Annotated in this window: 19 protein-coding genes; 10 read left to right on the top strand and 9 right to left on the bottom strand. The window is 62.5% G+C overall.

Going from position 1 to position 19,079, the window contains the following annotated elements:
• Window positions 1-93 precede the first annotated feature (93 nt).
• Window positions 94-780 carry a hypothetical protein gene (locus P3G66_RS16675; RefSeq protein ID WP_276116877.1) on the bottom strand — a complete coding sequence of 229 codons (687 nt, stop codon included), beginning with the start codon at window positions 778-780 and terminating at the stop codon, window positions 94-96.
• On the bottom strand, window positions 777-1,697 hold the full coding sequence (locus tag P3G66_RS16670) for a LysR family transcriptional regulator (RefSeq protein ID WP_276116876.1): 921 nt from the start codon (window positions 1,695-1,697) through the stop codon (window positions 777-779). The genes P3G66_RS16675 and P3G66_RS16670 overlap by 4 nt, the downstream gene beginning before the upstream one ends.
• Before the next feature lie 95 nt (window positions 1,698-1,792).
• Between P3G66_RS16670 and P3G66_RS16665 the strand changes: the two genes are divergently transcribed.
• From P3G66_RS16665 to P3G66_RS16655, 3 genes are read left to right on the top strand one after another with little or no spacing between them, the layout of a single operon-like run.
• A complete protein-coding gene (locus tag P3G66_RS16665) occupies window positions 1,793-2,995 on the top strand; it encodes a YbfB/YjiJ family MFS transporter (RefSeq protein WP_276116875.1) in 1,203 nt (400 codons plus the stop codon).
• A gap of 45 nt (window positions 2,996-3,040) precedes the next feature.
• On the top strand, window positions 3,041-4,069 hold the full coding sequence (locus tag P3G66_RS16660) for a nitronate monooxygenase (protein WP_276116874.1): 1,029 nt from the start codon (window positions 3,041-3,043) through the stop codon (window positions 4,067-4,069).
• Complete coding sequence (locus P3G66_RS16655; protein ID WP_276116873.1) at window positions 4,066-4,770, top strand: hypothetical protein; 705 nt, start codon at window positions 4,066-4,068, stop codon at window positions 4,768-4,770. The genes P3G66_RS16660 and P3G66_RS16655 overlap by 4 nt, the downstream gene beginning before the upstream one ends.
• A gap of 55 nt (window positions 4,771-4,825) precedes the next feature.
• On the opposite strand, the gene P3G66_RS16650 is transcribed toward P3G66_RS16655, so the two are convergent.
• Together P3G66_RS16650 and P3G66_RS16645 are read right to left on the bottom strand one after the other, a co-directional pair.
• Window positions 4,826-6,661, bottom strand: a complete 1,836-nt coding sequence (locus tag P3G66_RS16650) for an acyl-CoA dehydrogenase (RefSeq protein ID WP_081558645.1) — start codon at window positions 6,659-6,661, stop codon at window positions 4,826-4,828.
• Window positions 6,662-7,058: 397 nt separating this feature from the next.
• The gene (locus P3G66_RS16645) at window positions 7,059-8,081 is read right to left on the bottom strand and encodes a zinc-dependent alcohol dehydrogenase family protein (protein WP_030537173.1); all 1,023 of its coding nucleotides are present in this window, start codon (window positions 8,079-8,081) and stop codon (window positions 7,059-7,061) included.
• Window positions 8,082-8,215: 134 nt separating this feature from the next.
• Between P3G66_RS16645 and P3G66_RS16640 the strand changes: the two genes are divergently transcribed.
• Window positions 8,216-9,112, top strand: coding sequence for a helix-turn-helix transcriptional regulator (locus P3G66_RS16640; protein WP_030537174.1), 897 nt, complete (start codon window positions 8,216-8,218; stop codon window positions 9,110-9,112).
• A gap of 27 nt (window positions 9,113-9,139) precedes the next feature.
• Here the strand turns inward: P3G66_RS16640 and P3G66_RS16635 are convergent, their stop codons facing one another.
• On the bottom strand, window positions 9,140-10,348 hold the full coding sequence (locus P3G66_RS16635) for an MFS transporter (protein ID WP_276116872.1): 1,209 nt from the start codon (window positions 10,346-10,348) through the stop codon (window positions 9,140-9,142).
• Window positions 10,349-10,526: 178 nt separating this feature from the next.
• Between P3G66_RS16635 and P3G66_RS16630 the strand changes: the two genes are divergently transcribed.
• A complete protein-coding gene (locus P3G66_RS16630) occupies window positions 10,527-11,612 on the top strand; it encodes a PQQ-dependent sugar dehydrogenase (protein ID WP_276116871.1) in 1,086 nt (361 codons plus the stop codon).
• A gap of 109 nt (window positions 11,613-11,721) precedes the next feature.
• The gene (locus tag P3G66_RS16625; protein ID WP_003942974.1) at window positions 11,722-12,126 is read left to right on the top strand and encodes a DUF4259 domain-containing protein; all 405 of its coding nucleotides are present in this window, start codon (window positions 11,722-11,724) and stop codon (window positions 12,124-12,126) included.
• A 25-nt stretch (window positions 12,127-12,151) separates the two neighbouring features.
• Here P3G66_RS16625 and P3G66_RS16620 read toward each other — a convergent pair whose 3' ends face one another.
• Window positions 12,152-12,835 carry an SDR family oxidoreductase gene (locus P3G66_RS16620; RefSeq protein WP_007735616.1) on the bottom strand — a complete coding sequence of 228 codons (684 nt, stop codon included), beginning with the start codon at window positions 12,833-12,835 and terminating at the stop codon, window positions 12,152-12,154.
• 77 nt (window positions 12,836-12,912) lie between these two features.
• Here P3G66_RS16620 and P3G66_RS16615 point away from each other — a divergent pair, with 77 nt between their 5' ends.
• Entirely contained in the window at window positions 12,913-13,521 is a 609-nt protein-coding gene (locus tag P3G66_RS16615) for a TetR/AcrR family transcriptional regulator (RefSeq protein WP_007735618.1), read from the top strand.
• Between the two features lie 94 nt (window positions 13,522-13,615).
• Here P3G66_RS16615 and P3G66_RS16610 read toward each other — a convergent pair whose 3' ends face one another.
• The gene (locus tag P3G66_RS16610; RefSeq protein WP_054188329.1) at window positions 13,616-14,581 is read right to left on the bottom strand and encodes a hypothetical protein; all 966 of its coding nucleotides are present in this window, start codon (window positions 14,579-14,581) and stop codon (window positions 13,616-13,618) included.
• A gap of 283 nt (window positions 14,582-14,864) precedes the next feature.
• Here P3G66_RS16610 and P3G66_RS16605 point away from each other — a divergent pair, with 283 nt between their 5' ends.
• Window positions 14,865-15,761 carry an SDR family oxidoreductase gene (locus P3G66_RS16605; RefSeq protein ID WP_050654950.1) on the top strand — a complete coding sequence of 299 codons (897 nt, stop codon included), beginning with the start codon at window positions 14,865-14,867 and terminating at the stop codon, window positions 15,759-15,761.
• Window positions 15,762-15,800: 39 nt separating this feature from the next.
• Here P3G66_RS16605 and P3G66_RS16600 read toward each other — a convergent pair whose 3' ends face one another.
• Window positions 15,801-16,427: an FMN-binding negative transcriptional regulator gene (locus tag P3G66_RS16600; protein WP_030537447.1), complete on the bottom strand. Its 627-nt coding sequence runs from the start codon at window positions 16,425-16,427 to the stop codon at window positions 15,801-15,803.
• Between the two features lie 79 nt (window positions 16,428-16,506).
• On the opposite strand from P3G66_RS16600, the gene P3G66_RS16595 reads away from it, so the two are divergent.
• Both P3G66_RS16595 and P3G66_RS16590 read left to right on the top strand, forming a co-directional pair.
• Window positions 16,507-17,841, top strand: a complete 1,335-nt coding sequence (locus P3G66_RS16595; protein WP_225320193.1) for an aminotransferase class I/II-fold pyridoxal phosphate-dependent enzyme — start codon at window positions 16,507-16,509, stop codon at window positions 17,839-17,841.
• Window positions 17,842-17,949: 108 nt separating this feature from the next.
• A complete protein-coding gene (locus P3G66_RS16590; RefSeq protein ID WP_042448150.1) occupies window positions 17,950-18,654 on the top strand; it encodes an SDR family oxidoreductase in 705 nt (234 codons plus the stop codon).
• Between the two features lie 50 nt (window positions 18,655-18,704).
• Here P3G66_RS16590 and P3G66_RS16585 read toward each other — a convergent pair whose 3' ends face one another.
• A complete protein-coding gene (locus tag P3G66_RS16585) occupies window positions 18,705-19,073 on the bottom strand; it encodes a hypothetical protein (RefSeq protein ID WP_042448254.1) in 369 nt (122 codons plus the stop codon).
• Window positions 19,074-19,079: the final 6 nt, after the last annotated feature.

The raw sequence follows: 19,079 nt of genomic DNA, 5'->3' as shown, positions 1-19,079 counted from the left end.
GTGGGCCTTTCGGTTCATTTTTCGGCGGTAGTGCCGCGGTGAGAGTTCGTTCCGACGCCCGGGCTACCCAAACTCGACAAACGGTAACCGTCTTCAGAGGACTGCGCGGTCCAGTGGACGCGGAAGCGGATCGAGTGCGCCGGTCTCGCGCAGGCGCTCGTACGCCCGAACGACCCCATCGACGGCCCCGATCTGTAGCAACACGCCGCCCGGTAACGCGGCAACGCCTGCTGCGAGGTCACCCGGGATCGCGTCAGCGCGAGCGGACGAGAGGTAGCCGACTCGGCCGATCACGGGATCACCGACGCGATAGTCGGACTCGTCTTCGAGAGCGTCGAGGATGTCGTCGTCGGTGACATCTCCGAAGTCCGGTTCCCACACCGCGGCGAGCATCCGAAGTAGTTCTGTCTCAGGAACTTCGGCGCTGTCCGGCGCGCTGACGGCAATAATCATCGACTGAAGGACGATTTCAGGTTCGCCGCCCGCCAAGCCGGAGAGTTCGAGCCCCCATTCGGGCCCTCCACTGGCTACGAGCCTCAATCCGATTCCCAGACGATCCGACCAGTCTTCGGCGGCCTGCGCGTTCTCGAGGGCCTGTGCCAACTGGTCGACGGTCACGGCAGTAGCAGGTCCAGCGGAATGGATCTGTTGCCACGACCCGTCGACCACCTCGGGCAACAGGAATTCGACTTGCTCCAACGTCCGACGCCACCGGGAGGCCACGGCCTGCGCCGATTCCGGCCGTCGTCCCCAGAAAACTCGAATAGCGCGTCGTGTCATCGAGTCCTCCGGTAAGGATCGTCCATGGGTAGCCATCTCCCGTCTTCGTGGATTCCGAGATCAGTGGCACCGCCGGTGAGAGCGTCGACGGCCGCGAGAACGGCAGGGCGCGTTTCGTTCTCACGACACAGGAGTGACCACGTCCAGATTGCCGCCGGGTCGATCATCGGGCGTGCCGTGAGATCGCTCGGCAGCGTGATGGTCTGCCCTTTGGGCGAGTTGACGACCGGACGGCCGACGGCACGGACGTGATCGAAGAATGCCGGACCGGTGATACCACCGTCGTTGATGCGCAGGATCTGTGCGCCGGTATCGCGAGCGAATTCTTCGGCGTAGACGTTCCACGAATACCAGGAGGTGGTGTCGTCGTCGACGAGTACGACGACGTCGCGTGCCCGCACCGGTGTGGTGTCCTCTCCGGTGGAGACCGCGTACAGCCGATCCGCACCGAGCAGTCTTGCGCTCAGAGCATGTTGGGCGACATCGGTTTTCCGCACCCAGGCGATCGCCAGGTCGAGGCTGCCGTCCGCTACCCGCGCGGCCTGCGCGTGCGAAGGCACCACCCAGGCGTCGACGTGCAGTTGCGCGACCCCTGAAGTGCGCGCGATCAGATCCGTGGGGAGCCAATTGACGTAGCCGATCCGGACGGGCTCCGCTCCGGACAGACGCTCCGCGCGGCGTCGCAGATTCTCGGCACTCTCGAGTAGCGCACGGACATCAGGGAGCAAGGCCGCGCCGGCTGGCGTCAGAGCGACGGAACGGCGGTCGCGGACGAACAGCTTGACGCCGAGATCGCGCTCGAGTGCCATGATCTGCTGCGACAATGACGGCCCGGCTATCAGTAGTCGTGCCGCGGCTCGGCCGAAGTGCAGTTCCTCGGCTACGACCTCGAAGTATCTCAGCTGACGCAGCTCCACGATCCTTCATGCTACGTGCGGTGGGAGGTTGCGCCTATCAGTCAGGAGCAAAGCGGTCGTGGCGGTCCGGCGCGGCCGGGGCACACGATAAGACCATGACCACAATCCAAAACGGCGTCTCCTCGCGAGCGCACGCTGTCCAAGCTGCCGCTGCGCTGGCGGCGAGCATGGGAATCGGTCGATTCGTCTACACACCGATTCTGCCGTTGATGCACACGCAGGCCGGTCTGTCGGCCTCGCTCGGCGCCACCCTGGCGACGGCCAACTACGTCGGGTACCTGATCGGCGCGCTCGCGGGAATCCTCATTCCCGGCGCGGTGCGCTCGGCAGCGGTGATGCGCACGTCGTTGGTGGTCCTCATCGCGACTTTGGCGCTCATGCCCACTACCCACGACGGATCCATCTGGTTCGCCCTGCGGCTCATCGCAGGCATTGCCAGTGCCCTCGTCTTCATGATCGCCGTCAGCGCTTTGCACGCGCACCTTCGGGGGCAGTCCCAATTCCTGGCCGGATGGGGATTCGGCGGAGTTGGGCTGGGTATCGCCCTGTCCGGGGTCCTCGTGTTCGTCGTCCGCTTCATCGGTTCCTGGGGTACTGCCTGGCTGGCATCTGCGGGCCTTGCAGTGGTGTGTGCGGTCGCCGCCTGGGGATTGACGCCGGAACCGCGTCCGATCATCACGCCGGACGCGCCGGGAACTCCCACTCCCCAACGCGGGTTCACTGCCTTGTTCATCAGCTATTTCCTGGAAGGCATCGGCTACATCATCGCGGGCACGTTCCTTGTTGCCGCAATCGATCTCGCCGCTCCAGAATGGGTCGGCAGCGGCGCTTGGATAGTGGTCGGTCTGGCCGCATTTCCCTCGTGCGCCCTGTGGGCTTGGCTCAGCCTGCGTTGGTCGAGGCCGACTCTGCTTCTCGTTGCCCTGTTGATTCAGGCGGTGGGCATAGCGCTTCCTGCTGTGATCGGAGGCGTCGGCCCCGCACTGATTTCAGCTTTCCTGTTCGGTGTCACCTTCCTTGGTATCGGGTCAATTGTGTTGGCAATCGGCGCGCACCTGCAGTTCCCACGCGCCGTGGCGTTGCTGACCGCTGGATACAGCGTCGGTCAGATTCTCGGCCCACTCGTTGTCACTCCGTTGCTGCGAGACGGGTATCGCGACGCTCTGCTGTTGGGTGCGGCCGTCGTCCTGGGCGCGGCAGTGGCCGCCGCGGTTTTGCGGTTCCGATTCCCTTCCGATCTCGATGCGGACCCTCGGACGGCCACCTCGACTGAGGAGGTAGTTTTTGATGTCAGATGACGAAACCGCCGGAGCACTACCCGACGTAGGACTGGAGATGTTCGAATGAGCGCACTCACAACCGATCTCGACCTGAAGGTCCCTGTCATCGCAGCGCCCATGGCCGGCGGCGCTTCCACACCGGCACTTGTTGCTGCTGCCTCTCGCGCAGGCGGTTTCGGCTTCCTCGCCGCCGGGTACAAGACGCCTCAGGCTCTGTCCGACCAGATCGACGCCGTGCGCGCCGAGGGAGTGTCGTTCGGTGTCAACGTTTTTGCGCCCAACCCGGTGCCTGTCGATGTCGATGCCTACCGTGCCTATGCCAGGGCGATCCAGGTCGAGGCGGATCGCTACGGCATCACACTGGCTGACGGTGAGCCGGTCGAAGACGACGACTATTTCGCGGACAAGATCGACCTGCTTCTGGCCAGCCCGGTTCCGGTGGTCAGCTTCACCTTCGGCTTTCCCGCACCCGGCGTCATCAAGGCGCTGCGCGCTGCCGGTTCACTTGTCGTCCTCACTGTGACTTCGGAGGCAGAGGCGCTCCTTGCCGTCGACGCCGGTGCCGATCTGCTTGTGGTGCAATCGTCGGCTGCCGGCGGCCACTCCGGAACGCTCACTCCCCTGCAGGTTCCGGCAGAAACACCGATCACCGAACTGATCGCACAAATCCGTCATCGCACCTCTGTTCCGCTATTGGCGGCCGGTGGACTGGCGACCTCCGCCGACGTCGCTGCAGCCTTACGTGCCGGAGCGGACGCGGCAGTGGTCGGTACCGTACTGCTGCGCACCGAGGAGAGTGGTGCCTCGGCTCCGCACAAGGCAGCTCTGGCCGACACGTCCCGCGGGAACACGGTCGTCACAAGAGCTTTCACGGGACGTCCTGCACGAGCACTTCGGAACGAGTTCATCGATCGCTACGACGCACGGGCGCCCATCGGGTATCCGGCCATCCATCACCTGACCAACCCGATGCGCAAAGCCGCTGTTGCGCAGGCAGATCCCGAGCGCATGCACCTATGGGCCGGCACCGGCTATCGCCACGCGACGGAGGAACCAGCCGGGGTAGTGCTTTCGCGATTGGCTAACCTGTGACGGCGCGGACACCGGAAGCCGCATTGCCCGAGGTAGTGACATACGACGGGTTGCCCGGGTCCGCCGGTGGTGCACACTCGCTTCGAGTCAAGCGTCCCGATGTTGCATTTCAGCGGCTGCAGACATTCCTGGAATCCTGCACCGAACCAGTGTCGTTGCCGTCGTGGACGTTCGAGATCTACCAGAGGGGGCCATCCGAGCCGACCGCGCAGTTGTCATCGTTCGCTACCGAGCTCTTCGGTGGGCCCCGCTACAAAGCGCAAACCCATACCGAATGGAACGTCCCACCTGGTTCTGTCAACGAAGCGCTCGATGCCCTCGTTGGTTGCGATGCGGTCACAACCCACGGACGTTCTGTGGCGGCGCTGACCTGCAGCGCGCCCGTACGCCTGATCGACCCCAACACCCGCGCGCCGTACCCCGACATCACCCCCGACGCGTTCGGCCGTTTTGCCGTGGATGGATACGGCCGGATTCTCGGCGAGTCAGGCATACGCGCAACCCTCGGCAACGCGACATCCTCACTGTCCCTGTGGCTCAACCTGCCTGCAGACGAACGGTTGTCGTCCGGTGCTCGTCACCTACAAGACCATCTCCCGTTCCGGTTGTCCGCGAAACACTGGCGTCTCTGGCGGCCGAACCGGAGCGCAGACTCTTATCGTTCCAACAAGATTCCGTCGCCGGTTCACGACCGCGTTTGAATCACGCAGCAAGCATTCCGAGTTGCGCACCACCCATACCGCGCGTGGCACGTTGTCAGAATGCGTCTTCCTCGAGTTCCATGATCTCGTTGTCGAGGGAACCCAGGATTTCTTTGGTCGACGCCAGGACGGGCAGGATGTTCTTGGCGAAGTACGACGCGATCACCACCTTGCCCCGATAGAACGACCGGTCCTTTGCCGACGCGTCACGGTCCAAGGCTGCCAACGCGACTTCCGCTTGCACCAACAGGCGCCATCCGATGAGCAGGTCGCCTACCGCGTACAGAAAGCGCACCGAACCGAGGCCTATCTTGTACAACTCGGAGGGTTGGTCCTGGGAAGCCATCAGATACCCGGTGAGCGTCCCGGCCATCTCCTGCACGTCGGTCAAGGCGGTCTCGAGTAGGACTCGCTCGGCCTTGAGTCGACCGTTCCCGGCCTCACTGTCGATGAACTCTCGTATGCGACCGGCTACGTGAGCGAGCGCAACGCCGCGGTCGCGTGCGATCTTTCGAAAGAAGAAGTCCTGCGCCTGGATCGCCGTGGTGCCCTCGTACAGGGTGTCGATCTTGGCATCGCGGATGTACTGCTCGATGGGGTAGTCCTGAAGATAACCGGAGCCGCCCAGGGTCTGCAGGCTCTCGGTGAGCAGTTCGTAGGCCTTCTCGGAGCCGACGCCCTTGACGATCGGCAGCAGCAGATCGTTGACCCGCGCCGCCAATTCGGCATCCGCACCCGAAACCAACTCGGCGACATCGGCATTCTGGTGTGCAGCGGTGTAGAGGTAGACCGCTCGGAGGCCTTCGGCGTAGGCCTTCTGCATCGCCAGGCTGCGTCGGACGTCGGGGTGGTGCGTAATGGCCACGCGGGGCGCGGTCTTGTTTGTCAGCTCGGTGAGGTCTGCGCCTTGAATTCGTTCTTTCGCGTACTCGAGGGCGTTGAGATAGCCGGTGGACAGTGTTCCGGTAGCCTTGGTGCCCACCATCATTCGAGCGTTCTCGATGACCTGGAACATCTGGGCGATACCGTTGTGGACATCACCCACGAGCCAGCCGACGGCAGGAACGTCCGTCGCTCCGAAGGTGAGCTCGCAAGTCGGGGAAGACTTGAGACCCATCTTGTGCTCGACGCCGGTGACGTACACGCCGTTGCGCTCTCCCAGTTCAAGTGTCTCCGAGTCGAAATGGGACTTCGGAACGTAGAACAGGCTCAAACCTTTGGTTCCTGGACCGGCTCCCTCGGGTCGGGCAAGCACCAAGTGGAAGAGGTTCTCGGCCGTGTCTCCGACATCGCCGCCCGAGATGAATCGCTTGACGCCCTCGATGTGCCACGTGCCGTCGTCCTGCGCGATTGCCTTTGTTCGGCCTGCGCCTACATCGGATCCCGCGTCTGGTTCTGTGAGCACCATCGTCCCGGCCCATCCGCGCTCGAATCCTTCTTTGGCCCAATGTTTTTGCTGTTCGTTCCCGATGGTGTAGAGCACGCTCGCCATCAGTGGACCCATGTTGAAGAAGCTTGCGGATCCGTTTGCCGCGACCAACATTTCGCCGATCGCCCAGACCAATGGCGCGGGAGCAGGAACGCCACCCATGCCTGCCGGTAGACCGAGTCGCGACCAACCGGCCTCGTTCACCGCCTCGACCGTCTTGCGCAGAGGTTCCGGGACCACAACTGCGTGATTGGGTGCGTCGAATTCGACAGGGTTTCGATCCGCGTCGGCGAAGGACGCGGCGACCGGGCCTTCTGCCAGCCTCGATACTTCCGCAAGAATGTTGCGCACAGTGTCGGTGTCGAGGTCCCCGTAAGCGCCGGCATCCAGCAGTTCGCCGATCCCGAGTACCTCGAACAGATTGAACTCGATATCACGCACGTTGCTTTTGTAGTGACCCATTGTTCTCCGACCTTGGTTCGTCAGCAATACGATTCGTCAGCAGATACGGCTCGTCAGCAGTACACAAGAAAGCCTGCCCCACAAGGAATTCAGTACGCAACCGTAGGTAGAGACGAGTGCCGTTGCTACAAAGTAGCGCCGAGTCGCTCTCAATGAAACATTCACTCGTACAATTGGTTTCGGCTGGTGGGGGCGCATATCAGTCGCGTAGCATCCTCTACGATCAAAGCAGCTGCGCACCAATTGAAGTGCCCGTCCTCACCTTCGGCGTCATACGCATTCGGTGTGATCAGTGAACATGCTGATCGGTAGACCAAGAGCGCCTCTCGTTGGTAGCCGAGATGTTTCTCGGCCGGTGTGTAGAGCCCAGTTCTGTCTCGTGAGCCTTTGGTATCGGTCAGAGGGTGAGTAGCACTTTGGTGGCGCGCCGCTCGTCCATCGCCCGGTAGCCTGCGGCGGCGTCCTCCAACGGGAGAGTGAGGTCGAAGACGATGCCTGGGTCGATCTGGTCGGTCATGATGAGCTCGATCAGTTCGGGTAGGAATCGCCTGACCGGCGCGGGACCGCCGAGCAGGCTCACCGTCGCGAAGAACAGGTTCATGCCGTCGAGTTCGACGCCGTGGGATACCCCGACGTAGCCGACATGTCCGCCGGGGCGGGTAGCTCCGATAGCCTGCATCATCGATTCTTGGGTACCTACGGCTTCGACGGTCGAGTGGGCGCCGTAGCCGCCGGTGAGTTCCTTGATCTTCGCGATGCCCGCGTCGCCCCGCTCTTCGACGATGTCGGTGGCGCCGAATTGTGTGGCGAGTGCCTGCCGGTCGGCGTGACGTGACATGGCAATGATCCGCTCGGCGCCGAGTTGTCTGGCAGCGAGGATCGCCAAAAGTCCGACTGCGCCGTCGCCGACGACGGCGACCGTTTTGCCAGGTCCGGCTTCCGCAGCTACTGCGGCGAACCAACCGGTGCCGAGTACGTCGGAGGCTGCAAGGAGGCTGCGGGCCTGCCGCTCGGTCGGCTCTCCGTGGACAGGGACGAGGGTGCCGTCCGCGAGCGGGATGCGAGCGTATTCGGATTGGGTGCCGACCGAGCCCATCATGACCTGGTGGATACAGCGAGACTGAAAGCCGGCCTCGCAGATTTCGCAGGTGTTGTCCGACGCGACGAACGAGCCCACGACGAAGTCCCCAACTTCGATGTCGTTGACGTCGGGGCCGACCTGTTCGACGACGCCCACGTATTCGTGTCCCATCGGCGTCGGGCCATTCAGCTCTTCGATGCCGCGGTACGGCCAGAGGTCGGAACCGCAGACGCAGGTGGCTGTAACGCGAATGATCGCGTCGGTCGGTTCGACGATCACCGGCGCTTCGATCTCTTCGACCCGGACGTCGCCGGGGGCATGCATGACGACAGCGCGCATGACGTGGCTCCTCACCATCGGTTTTCTCGTGTCACTTCAACCTGATCACGATTTGGCGGCGCGCGGGAGTCCCGCGCGATAGTGGTACTGCGAGGGACTCCCTCGCTACCGGTCACTGACTTACGCTCGATGGCATGGACGATCGAGCGCAAGTACGCGAATTCCTGACCTCGCGGCGCGCCCGAGTCACGCCCGAACAAGTTGGACTTCCGGCCGGATCGAACCGCCGCGTGGACGGTCTACGTCGAAGTGAAGTGGCAACCCTCGCCGGCGTGAGCGTCGAGTACTACACGAGGCTCGAGCGCGGAGCGATCAGCGGCGCATCGCCGGGTGTACTCGACAGTATCGCGAAGGCCTTACGACTCGACGACGCCGAGCGCGCCCACCTTTTTGATCTCGCGCACGCGGCAAGCCCGGTAGCCAGACCCCCGCGTCGGCGAAATGCGAAGGGCTGGAAGCCCCATCAGAGCCTGCAGTGGGCGCTTGATGCAGTCACCGCGGGACCCGCTTTCGTGCGGAACGGTCGCATGGATCTTCTTGCTGTCAACCCACTCGCGCGTGCGTTCTACAAGGACCTCTACGACATGCCGGGGCAGCCCCCGAACATCGCGCGCTTCACGTTCCTCGACGAAAGGGCTTTCGAGTTTTATCCGGACTGGAACGAGTTTGCCGAGGTGACCGTCTCGATTCTGCGAACCGAGGCCGGGCGAGATCCTCACAACAAGGAATTGCACGATCTGATCGGTGAACTCAGCACTCGGAGTGAGGAATTCCGGCGTCGGTGGGGCGCGCACGACGTCCGCCATCACGGCACCGGATTCAAGACATTTCACCACTCCGCCGTGGGGGAGCTGACGCTTGCCTTCGAAGGTTTGGAGATGGCCGCCGAGCCGGGGTTGACGCTCACGATCTACACCGCAGAGCCGGGATCGCCGTCCGCGGAACGGATGCAGTTACTCGCCTCGTTGGCAGCCAGTGAGAATGCGGACTCTTCGCCTCACGTGTCGGAGCGGTCGCTGACGGACGGCTGACGAACTGCGCGACGGTTGATCGGGTCGTCAGTTGACGACTTCGACGGCGGTGCGCTTCGTGCGTTCCTTGCGCAACAGGATCATCAGCGGCAGAAAGTAGAGAGCGGCAACGCCGGTGCCTACCAACACCGGCCCAGTGGCACCGAGACTCGAGGCGAACGCAAACCCGGCGATCCAGGAGCCGACCGCCGTGCCCAGATTGAACGACGAGGTGCTGAGAGCAGAAGCCATCGTCGGCGCCTGATCGGCATAACGCACAGCCATCCCGATCAGGATGGGATTGGTCGACATGCCGAACAGTCCCAGCATGACTACGAGAATCACCGTCACGATCACGTTGTGTGAGAAGAGGCAGAGCGCCCCGAGTACGAGAAACGTCATCGCTGCCGAGACGAACAAGACCCCGTACTGATGCTTCGCACCGAGTCGACCGCCGAGATTGGAGCCGACGAACGCACCGAGTCCGTAGCCGACAAGCACTAGCGGCACTGCCGACGCAGCAAGTCCCGTGTTCTCGGTCAACAGCGGAGAGATGAAGCTGTACGCCGCCAGCGACGACCCGCACACGACGGCGCAACCGGACAGAACGAGCCAGATGCGTCCGTCCCGTAGGCTCGCGATCTCCGCTCGCCAGGACGGCACCGCACCGGATTCGGTGTCGGCGGGTACCAATCGGTGGACGACGGCCGCGGCGACGAGTGCGAGGGCGGCGAGGGCCCAGAAAGGACCACGCCACCCGATGCTCTGACCGGCCAGAGCGCCGAGCGGAACACCGATGACGTTCGCGAGCATGCCTCCACCCAAGACGATGCCGAGCGCGCGCGAGGAAGACGCCGGGCCTGCCGCTTTTGCTCCGACCACTGCAGCGACTGCCCAGAAGGCGCCCGTCGCCACGGCTGTGAGGAAGCGGGCGCCGAGAATGAGTCCGAAGTTGGACGAGAGCGCGACGATGACGTGTCCGATCGCGAAAACAATCAGGGCCGAGCTCAAGGTCACGCGTCGGGGAACCCTGAGTGTCAAGATCGCCATCGCCGGCGTGCCGACGATCATCCCGATCGCGAAGACGGTGATCATCAAGCCGACGTTCGCGATCGACGTACCGAGGTCACCCGCGATCTCGGGAAGAATGCCGGCGACGACGAATTCGGTTGTACCCATCAAGAAAACTCCGACGGCCAGCACGTAGATCACGAGCGGCAGGCGGCCGGTTTCTTCGACGGTCGGGGCGGAAATCATGAGGTGGTCAGTTCTCTTTCTGTTGACGACGCGCATGTCGTGGCGCACCCGTCCAGGGCATCACGCCTGTCGCCTGCGAGGGAGTCCCGGTCGTTGGGGGTACTCGAAGGGACTCCCGGTGTGGCCGATTGCGCGCTACCGTCGGCGCAAAGACTGCCTGAACCCGGGAGGCGCGCCCATGACACGACGACAGATCCGGGGGCTCGGCGCCGCCGTGCTTGTCTCGGCCTTGATGACTGCTTGCAGTACCGAGGACGCTGAGGGGCCCGGTCCACAGGCAAGCACGACAACACGATCGGCGCCCGCCGCGGCCTTCGGTGAACCCGAGACCGTCGCCGACGGCTTGGACGCGCCCTGGTCGATCGCATTCCACGGCGATACACCACTAGTCAGTGAGCGCGACAGCGCGCGAATCCTCGAACTCGACGCCGGCGGAAACAGCCGCGAGGTGGGAGTCGTCGACGGCGTCAGCCCAAGAGGTGAGGGCGGTTTACTAGGGATCGCAGTACGTGAAAACCGCCTGTACGCGTACTTCACCGCGAACGGGGAGAACCGGATCGAACGCTTCGACATCATCGGTGCTCCGGGGGAATTCGCGCTCGGGCCGGCCGAGACGATTCTCGACGGGCTCGCTTCGGCCAACTACCACAACGGTGGTCGCATCGCGTTCGGCCCGGACGGGATGCTGTACGTGACCGTCGGTGATGCCGGTAGTCGAGACAGAGCTCAGGACCTCGACTCGATGTCCGGGAAAATTCTGCGCATGACTCCGGATGGTGATGTGCCGCAAGATAATCCGTTTCCGAACTCGTTCGTCTACAGCTACGGCCACCGCAACTCCCAGGGTATTGCCTGGACCGAGGACGGCACGATGTACGCCAGCGAGTTCGGGCAGGACACCTGGGACGAACTCAACCGGATCGAAGCCGGTGGCAACTACGGGTGGCCCGAGGTCGAAGGGATTGCGGGTGAAGACGGATTCATCGATCCGCTCCAACAATGGTCACCTGACGACGCCAGCCCCAGCGGAATCGCCATCCACGACGGCACGATCTACATCGCCAATCTTCGTGGTGAGCGACTCCGCACGGTGCCCTTGACCGATCCCGCGACCGCCGACGAGCAGTTCGTCGACGAATACGGGCGCCTCCGTGACGTTGTAGTCGCACCGGACGGGTCGCTGTGGATACTGACGAACAACACCGACGGTCGCGGCGACCCCAACCCCGGTGATGACCGCATCCTTCGCGTGCCGTTGCGCTGATGTCGATTTCCGGCGAACGCAGTACTTCCAGCCCGAGGGTCCTGGCCGAAGCCTGTGATTCACTAATATCTTTACGACAGGTGCGCCGGGTACGGATCGGAGAGACAGCATGGGGACTTGGGGTTCAGGACCTTTCGACAACGACGTAGCGGGCGACCTGCTCAGCGCAGTACAGGCGGGTGACTACGACATCGACGATTACGCTAGCCACCCCGATGGCGGTTATCTCGATGCCGATGATGCTCAAACAGCAATCGCCGTCGCCGAGATTCTTGCGGTTGCGCACGGCGTTGCGCCGAAGCCTGTGCAGCTGGATGGAATTGACGCCGCCGGGTACGTCAGCACCTTGAGCCCGGAGCAGAAGAGTTGGGTCCTCTCCGCACTCGAGCGTGCAGTTTCCGACAGCGACACTTCGGAGTTGTACGAGTTGTGGGAAGAGAACGGTCCGGAAGACCTCGCAGCTTGGCGGGCACCGATCCTGAGCAGATTGGCCAGCCTCAAAACGGTGGGGTAAGCGTCACTCGTCTGCAGTCCCTTGCTTACTCGGAGTTCGACGAGGACAGACTCCCCTTGACGTACCGGGTGGTGTCGTCAGCGAGGATCTCGGCGAGCCCGCTTTCGATACCGTCCAGTGCTTGCGCGGCGACGTCGGCAGGATCGATCTTCTGTTCGGCGGGTACGCCAGCGGCCATGTCGGTATCCATGTATGCGACATGCAGTGCCGATACGGAGATTTTGCGCGGCGCAAGTTCTTCTCGAACGGCGTCGGTCATCGCCCAGGCCGCTGCCTTCGACGACGCGTAAGACCCGAGCGCGGCTGGATGGAACCAGGACAGCACCGACAGAACGTTGAGTATTGTTCCGCCGTCGTTGTTTTCGATGACGGGAGCAAACGCCCGGGTCACGGCGAGCGGGCCGTAGAAGTTGACGTCCATCTCTCGTCGAATGTCATCGATGTCGCCCCCGATCAAGGGCGCCGAGGTAGAGATACCTGCGTTGTTGACCAGCAAGGTCACATCCGATGCGATTTGCGCGGCGGCGGTTATCGATTCGGCGTCCGTCACGTCCAACCTCAGGGGGATGACGCCGGGTAGATCGACAGTTTCCGGATTGCGCGCAGCCGCGTACACCTTTGCGCCGCGCTCGACGAGTCCCGCAGCCAGATGGCGTCCGAGCCCGCGATTGGCTCCTGTGACGACCGCAACCGTCTTGTTCAGGTCCATGATTCTCCCAGTGTTGTGATTGCTCGTGACGTTTAGATTATGAATCAAATCTAAGTGTCGGCTAGGATAGATGTCAAGTGAAATCCAAACTGGAAGGCGTTGTGATGGGCCGCGTATCGCAGCAACAAGCGGAAGAGAACCGTCGGCGCGTCGTGGAAACCGCAGCCCGACTGTTCCGAGAGAAGGGCACTCACCTCAGCGTCGCCGACCTGATGAAGGCGTCGGGGCTGACCCACGGTGGCTTCTACAAGCAGTTCGCGTCCAAGGACGCTCTCATCGACGAAGCGACCACCCACGCCTTCAAGGAACTGGCTCAGCTGCATTCTGCGGGACTCGAAGAGCATGCAGGGCAACGTGACTCCGCCCGAAAAGCTTTGATCGATACCTATCTCTCGGTGGCGCATCGCGACAACCCGGCAGACGGATGCCCCGCTGCTGCGCTCGCCGCCGACATGGCGCGCGAGCCTGCAGACAGCGAGGCCCGTCGGGTTTACACGGAGGGAGTGGGGGATTTTGCCGCAGCTCTTGCCGACGACGAAGCTGTCGGTCTCCTCCGGCTCTCCACCATGCTCGGTGCACTGGTTCTTTCGCGAGCTACGAAGGGTTCCCCGCTCTCCGAGGAAATTCTCGATTCCGCGCGCGTCGAACTGATCAGAGGGCTTCGAGAGCCGCTGTCATCTTCTTGACGGTCTCGGGTGCCCCTGGCCGCGAATCCCGCTTTCACGAGGTCCAGTGCTCGCGGTTCCGAGAGTCGGACTCTCGATATGTCGATTGAACGCTCTAGTTGATTCCGACGACTTCCTGGGCGATCGCTGCGAGTCTTGCCTGGGCAGCGGATACGACGCCGTGTCGGTTCTTGTGCGCTTCCTCGTACGCAACGATGTCCCGCACCTGTGCGGCGTCGGTCAGTTCCTTCACGGCGGAGACGGCTTGGGTGACGTTGAGTTCGTCGAAGTCTTCGATGGGAAGTTCAGTGGGGTCGAGTAGCCCACTCGACTTCCGTACCGAACGGAAAACGTCGGCGGCACCGTCAGCACCTTCTCGGCGAGTGACCTTCTCAGCAGTGGCGATGGCCGCATCCCTACTGGCCGAGAGTGTTTTCACAGTCACGTCACCGGCATATGCGCCCCAGCTGATCAGCTCACCCAGTACCGGCGGTGAGGTGCGAACAGCGTCGATGGCACGGTCGAGACTGCGGGTCGACCAGGAGACCGGAACGTTGACCAGCCGTATCGCCGCGCCGGTGGCAGCTTGCATCGGTGTGCGGCGCAAAGCTGCCGGTCCACCGAGTGCCTCTTCGGCCAAGACAGTCGTGAGCCAGTCCACGGTCGCGGAGTGTGCAGTGATGAGGCGGTCGGCCAACGCCGCGACGGTCTGATCGCCGCCGGCAGTGGCCAGGGCCTTGAGGTAGCGGGAACGGTCGAGGAGTTGATGTTCGAGCGCAAGGTCTCCCAATACCGCTTCGTCGAAGGGCTGAGCCTGTTCGACCATCGCTTTCACTCCGGCTGTCGCGCGTCCGATGAACGGACCGACCAATTCCGGAACGCCACCCAGATCGCGAACAGTGGACTCTATGGAACTCGCCCTTTCACGGCCGTTCTCTGCGTTTTCCGTCAATTCGCGTCGAACCGCTTCGGTTCTGGCCTGTGCGACGCGCGTTTCGGCGACCTGGATCTCGGTGTGCGTCAGACCGAGGAGGATGCGTAACTGGGTGATCAAGGCGGACGTGGTTTCGGAGTTGCTCATATCGGGGTCGTCCCTTCGTCGGTGCGTGCTTTACGTGATGTTCAGCTTCTGCTCGACGAGTGCTCCGCGGGTCGCGGAGCCACCGCCGCTACGCGGGCTACCCCGACCTACCGCGTAGTAACCACAACGAACAAGTGGGCTCGACGCACCGAGATCGTCGGCGCCAGGACGAGTGAGATCCCGGCCACCCCGAGGTTTCGATTTCTATTCGGTGGGAAGGAGGCATGTGCAGTGCATCCATCCAGAAGCCCGCGAGAAACTGCGTCACCCGAGGAGTATCGATATGCCGGACCAGTACGCAATGCAGGACCCGACCACGCGGTTCCCCGCTCCTGTGCGTGAGCGGCAGGCGGAGATCGCACACCCCGGTCTCACCGCAGACATGATTTCTCCTCCCGACCACGGTGAAAACACCTATCGAGGAAGCGGTCGACTCGAAGGAAGGCGTGCGATTGTCACCGGAGCAGATTCGGGCATCGGACGTGCGGTCGCGATTGCATTTGCCAGAGAAGGCGCGGACGTTGTCCTGAGTTATCTCGACGAGGAAGAACAGGACGCTCGGGAAACCGCTCGCTGGGTCGAGGAGGCAGGTCGCAAAGCCGTCTCGGTGCCGGGAGATCTCCGAAGCGAGGAACACTGTTCTGCTTTGGTCGAAACCGCGGTGCGTGAACTCGGCGGACTCGACATCTTGGTGAACAACGCCGCGTTTCAGATGGTGCAGATGGGCGGCATCACCGATATCACCACCGAACAATTCGACCGTGTGATGAAAACCAACCTCTACGCACTATTTTGGCTCTCCAAAGCAGCGATCGCGCAGATGGAGCCCGGATCGACGATCGTGAATACCTCGTCCATCCAAGGTGCGTCCCCGTCGCCCGAGCTGCTCGATTACGCCACGACAAAGGCGGGCATCATCGACTTCACCAAGGGGTTGGCCGCCGATGTCGCACGAAAGGGAATCAGGGTCAATGCCGTTGCACCTGGACCGATTTGGACGCCACTGATTCCGGCGACGATGCCCAAGGAGAAGTTCGAGACGTTCGGGGACGACGTTCCGCTCGGGCGGGCAGGTCAGCCGGCCGAGCTTGCTCCCGCCTATGTATTTCTCGCCTCTGGCGAATCCAGTTACACCACTGGGGAAGTCATCGGCGTGACGGGTGGAAAACCGCTCACCTGAATGTGCGACTAGACAAGGCGTACGACGACGGCGTAACGGTCAACCGTTGTCGAGGCCCGCGGCGACCATCGCTGCGGCGGTCTCTCGTTCGGAGAATGAGCCCTTCTCCAGACCCCGGATGACGCCGGAGCGATCAGCGGGGGAACGGTTTTGATTCAACTTCGCTTTTCCGTAGACACGGGCCACGTGCAGTTCGATCCCCACAATCCCTCGCAGCTGCGCATCGACGAACTGCGGCGGCGCGTCGGTGACCTTCCATTCGTTCTCACGGCCGGATTCATGTCGAGCTGTCAGTGCGGTGACGTGCGCACGCAGCCACTGCTCGTCGTCGTGCGCAACCAGTTGGCCGTAGACGTAGAGAACTTCGTAGTTCCACGTCGGGACGACCTTCCCGTGGACGCTCTTGCTCGGGTAGAACTCGGGGCTCACGTAGGCGTCGGCGCCGGGGAGGATCACCAGAGACTCCGATGTCCCGGTGTATCGCCAATGCGGATTCGTCCGGGCGAGATGCCCCTCCAACACGTTTCCTTCGGCGTTGTACAGCAGTGGCATCGACGTGACTTCGAGGGTCTCGGGGCCCGGTGTGACCAGGTGTCCGAATCCACCGGCGTGGAGAGAGTCGGCGACCGCGTCGTCGGAGAGGCGGAATTGTCCGGGCAGAATCATGTGTCTCCTCACAGATTTTTTGTCATGTGACAATGTGTCCCAGCGTGGAGGTTCTGTCATGTGCTAATAGAGTGAGCCTGTGACCAGCACTGTGGCGGACCAGGTGAGGCTCTATGTCGTCCGCGGGACAGCGGGCGAGATTTCCGAGGGCATCCGCAATCTCATCAGTGCTGGGGTACTGGCTCCAGGGGATGCGTTGCCGCCCATACGGGCCTTGGCCGACGATCTCGAGGTTCACCGGAACACAGTTGCCGGAGCCTATCGCTTGCTCGTGGCGGCGGGAGTTGTGGAGACACAGGGCCGGCGCGGCAGCTTCGTGCGAGCCATACCGTTCCTGGAAGGAGAAGGCGGTATCGCTCTTCCTGGCAGCGTGGATCTCGCCAGCGGAAATCCTGATCCGGCATTGCTGCCTGATCTCAGAGCCTCGTTGGACCGGACCACTTACACGCCCCGGTTGTACGGCGCCGCAGCCACCGAGCCTCTACTCGATTCCTGGGCACGTTCCTCGATCGAGGACGAGGTTCTAAGGCCGTGCTCGATCACCATCACCAACGGTGCCGTTGACGCGGTCGAGCGACTGTTGACCGCTCATTTGACCCGAGGTGACGCCGTCGCGATCGAGGATCCGTGCTTCCTGGCGAGCATCGGAACGCTCAAAGCCAACAGCTTCCGAGCGGTACCGATGGACATCGACACTTCGGGTATTACCCCGCAAGGGCTGCTGCGTGCTCTCGAAAGTGGTGTGCGCGCGATTATTTGCACCCCTCGTGCGCACAACCCCACCGGGGTCAGCATGAGCGCCGACCGAGCGGCGATTCTCGGAAGCATCCTGGCCGAGTTCCCTCACGTTCTGGTAATCGAGGACGATCACTTCTCTGCCGTGTCCAGCAATCGGTACTGTCGGCTCGCTCCGATGAGCACGACGCGGTGGGCGCTTGTTCGTTCCGTGTCGAAATTTCTCGGGCCCGACCTGCGCGTGGCAGTGGTCGCCTCGGACCTCGACACCGGCATTCGGCTGAGCACTCATCTCCGGTCGGGCGCCAACTGGGTCAGTCACCTGCAGCAGCGCTTGAGTGCTGAACTGCTGAGTGATCCGACGGTGATCGACGGCCTCGCCAATGCTCGCGCTGTCTACGAGCGCCGCCGAACCCTTCTGAAATCTGCACTGTCAGAACATGATATCGAGGTTCCTGACACTTTCGACGGACTCAATGTCTGGGTTCCGCTGGATCGGGATTCCGAACCGATTGTCGAGCGACTCGCCGAGTCTGGCTGGCTCGTGCGGGACGGAAGTCAGTTCTCGGCGACGCCGGGTCAGTGCCACCGGGCACTTCGTGTGACCGCCTCCACCATCACCTCTGACCAAGCACGCGAGTTCGCCAGTGCCCTGGCTGAAATATTGGCGAGCCCGTAGTTGTCCAGCTGCACTACGGTGCGAATCTGAGTCTCTCGCTTCTCGACGAAACTACCGGCGACGGCTGGATCGATAGGATCGGTTCGAGCGACGACGAAGGGTGTAATTGTGGCGAGGGCGGTTGTTGTCGGTGCGAGCCGAGGTCTTGGTCGTGCTTTGATCGAGGGTCTGAGGAGCGATGGCGACGAAGTTCTCGGCATATCGCGTCGGCGTCCTGACGGGTTCGACGTCTCCGAGTGGATCGAAGCCGACCTGACCGATCCTGTTACGGCAGCGAATTCGATCGATCAGGAGCTTGTCGGTGGTGTAGACACCCTGATCTGCAACGTCGGAATTTGGGAAGGGGATGCCTTCACTTCCGATTATGCGTTCACAGATCAATCCGATGTCGAAATGCTCGAAATGATCAACGCCAACATCACGGCCACAATTCTCCTGCTCAAGCGCCTGATCCCGAGAATGATCGGCCGTCCTCGACCTCGGATCATCTTGACCGGGTCCACCTCGGGACTCCCGCGAAGCGGTAGGCCGGAGGTTGCGTTCGGTGCATCGAAGTTCGCGATCAACGGCATTGCCGACGCGTTGAGAGAGGGCTATCGGAAGGACAGACTCGCAGTGACTGTCCTTCATCTCGGATATCTCAATACAGAAGACGGACTCGACGTGCCCCGAGACGTCGCTGCCGCCAGGGGAGAGGGATCTCTGGTCCCGGTACATGACGTTGTGGATACGGTGCGCTCGATCTCGAGTTTGTCGTCTTCGACGTCAGTGCGGGAAGTAGTCCTCACTGCGATCGACGATCCGCGATTCTGATTTGCGGCTGTCGACTCAATCTGGTTGCTGAACAGACGTATTCAGAGAATCTAGACCCCGATCAAGAAGTAAGCTCCGGTCAGATACGTCAGGGTGAGGCCCGCCAAGGTCCACGCCATGTACGGCCGGATGTAGAGGCGCCGCAGGCGGTGCAATCGCAGGGAGGCTCGCAAGAACGCGCCCACGGTCCCGAGCAGCAACATCAGGCTCGGGACGAAGACCGCCAGTCGGCGATCCTTCTGTGAGCACAGCAAGGTGTCGGTACCGAAGCATTCGCCCCGCCGGGAGCCCAACCACACGATCGCGATAACCAAAACCGCGGTAGCCAGAACGACTGACACGCCGTACGTCAGGGTTCGCCTGTTGATCTTTCGCTCTCGACGCTGAATTACATCTGACGCGTCAGAACTGTCGGTCATCACACC

This window comes from Rhodococcus sp. C3V (assembly GCF_029269915.1).
GTDB classification, from domain to species: Bacteria; Actinomycetota; Actinomycetes; order Mycobacteriales; family Mycobacteriaceae; genus Rhodococcus_F; species Rhodococcus_F qingshengii.
Note: the sequence above shows the minus strand (reverse complement) of the source record. Positions and strands in the feature narration are given on the sequence as shown.

Excerpts from the sequence above, each read along its gene's own strand:
- P3G66_RS16585 (WP_042448254.1), bottom strand. The coding sequence starts at position 19,073 with ATGACCGACAGTTCTGACGCGTCAGATGTAATTCAGCGTCGAGAGCGA.
- P3G66_RS16635 (WP_276116872.1), bottom strand. The coding sequence starts at position 10,348 with ATGATTTCCGCCCCGACCGTCGAAGAAACCGGCCGCCTGCCGCTCGTG.
- P3G66_RS16600 (WP_030537447.1), bottom strand. The coding sequence starts at position 16,427 with ATGATTCTGCCCGGACAATTCCGCCTCTCCGACGACGCGGTCGCCGAC.
- P3G66_RS16645 (WP_030537173.1), bottom strand. The coding sequence starts at position 8,081 with ATGCGCGCTGTCGTCATGCATGCCCCCGGCGACGTCCGGGTCGAAGAG.
- P3G66_RS16675 (WP_276116877.1), bottom strand. The coding sequence starts at position 780 with ATGACACGACGCGCTATTCGAGTTTTCTGGGGACGACGGCCGGAATCG.
- P3G66_RS16610 (WP_054188329.1), bottom strand. The coding sequence starts at position 14,581 with ATGAGCAACTCCGAAACCACGTCCGCCTTGATCACCCAGTTACGCATC.
- P3G66_RS16640 (WP_030537174.1), top strand. The coding sequence starts at position 8,216 with ATGGACGATCGAGCGCAAGTACGCGAATTCCTGACCTCGCGGCGCGCC.
- P3G66_RS16650 (WP_081558645.1), bottom strand. The coding sequence starts at position 6,661 with ATGGGTCACTACAAAAGCAACGTGCGTGATATCGAGTTCAATCTGTTC.
- P3G66_RS16620 (WP_007735616.1), bottom strand. The coding sequence starts at position 12,835 with ATGGACCTGAACAAGACGGTTGCGGTCGTCACAGGAGCCAATCGCGGG.
- P3G66_RS16625 (WP_003942974.1), top strand. The coding sequence starts at position 11,722 with ATGGGGACTTGGGGTTCAGGACCTTTCGACAACGACGTAGCGGGCGAC.
- P3G66_RS16660 (WP_276116874.1), top strand. The coding sequence starts at position 3,041 with ATGAGCGCACTCACAACCGATCTCGACCTGAAGGTCCCTGTCATCGCA.
- P3G66_RS16665 (WP_276116875.1), top strand. The coding sequence starts at position 1,793 with ATGACCACAATCCAAAACGGCGTCTCCTCGCGAGCGCACGCTGTCCAA.
- P3G66_RS16605 (WP_050654950.1), top strand. The coding sequence starts at position 14,865 with ATGCCGGACCAGTACGCAATGCAGGACCCGACCACGCGGTTCCCCGCT.
- P3G66_RS16630 (WP_276116871.1), top strand. The coding sequence starts at position 10,527 with ATGACACGACGACAGATCCGGGGGCTCGGCGCCGCCGTGCTTGTCTCG.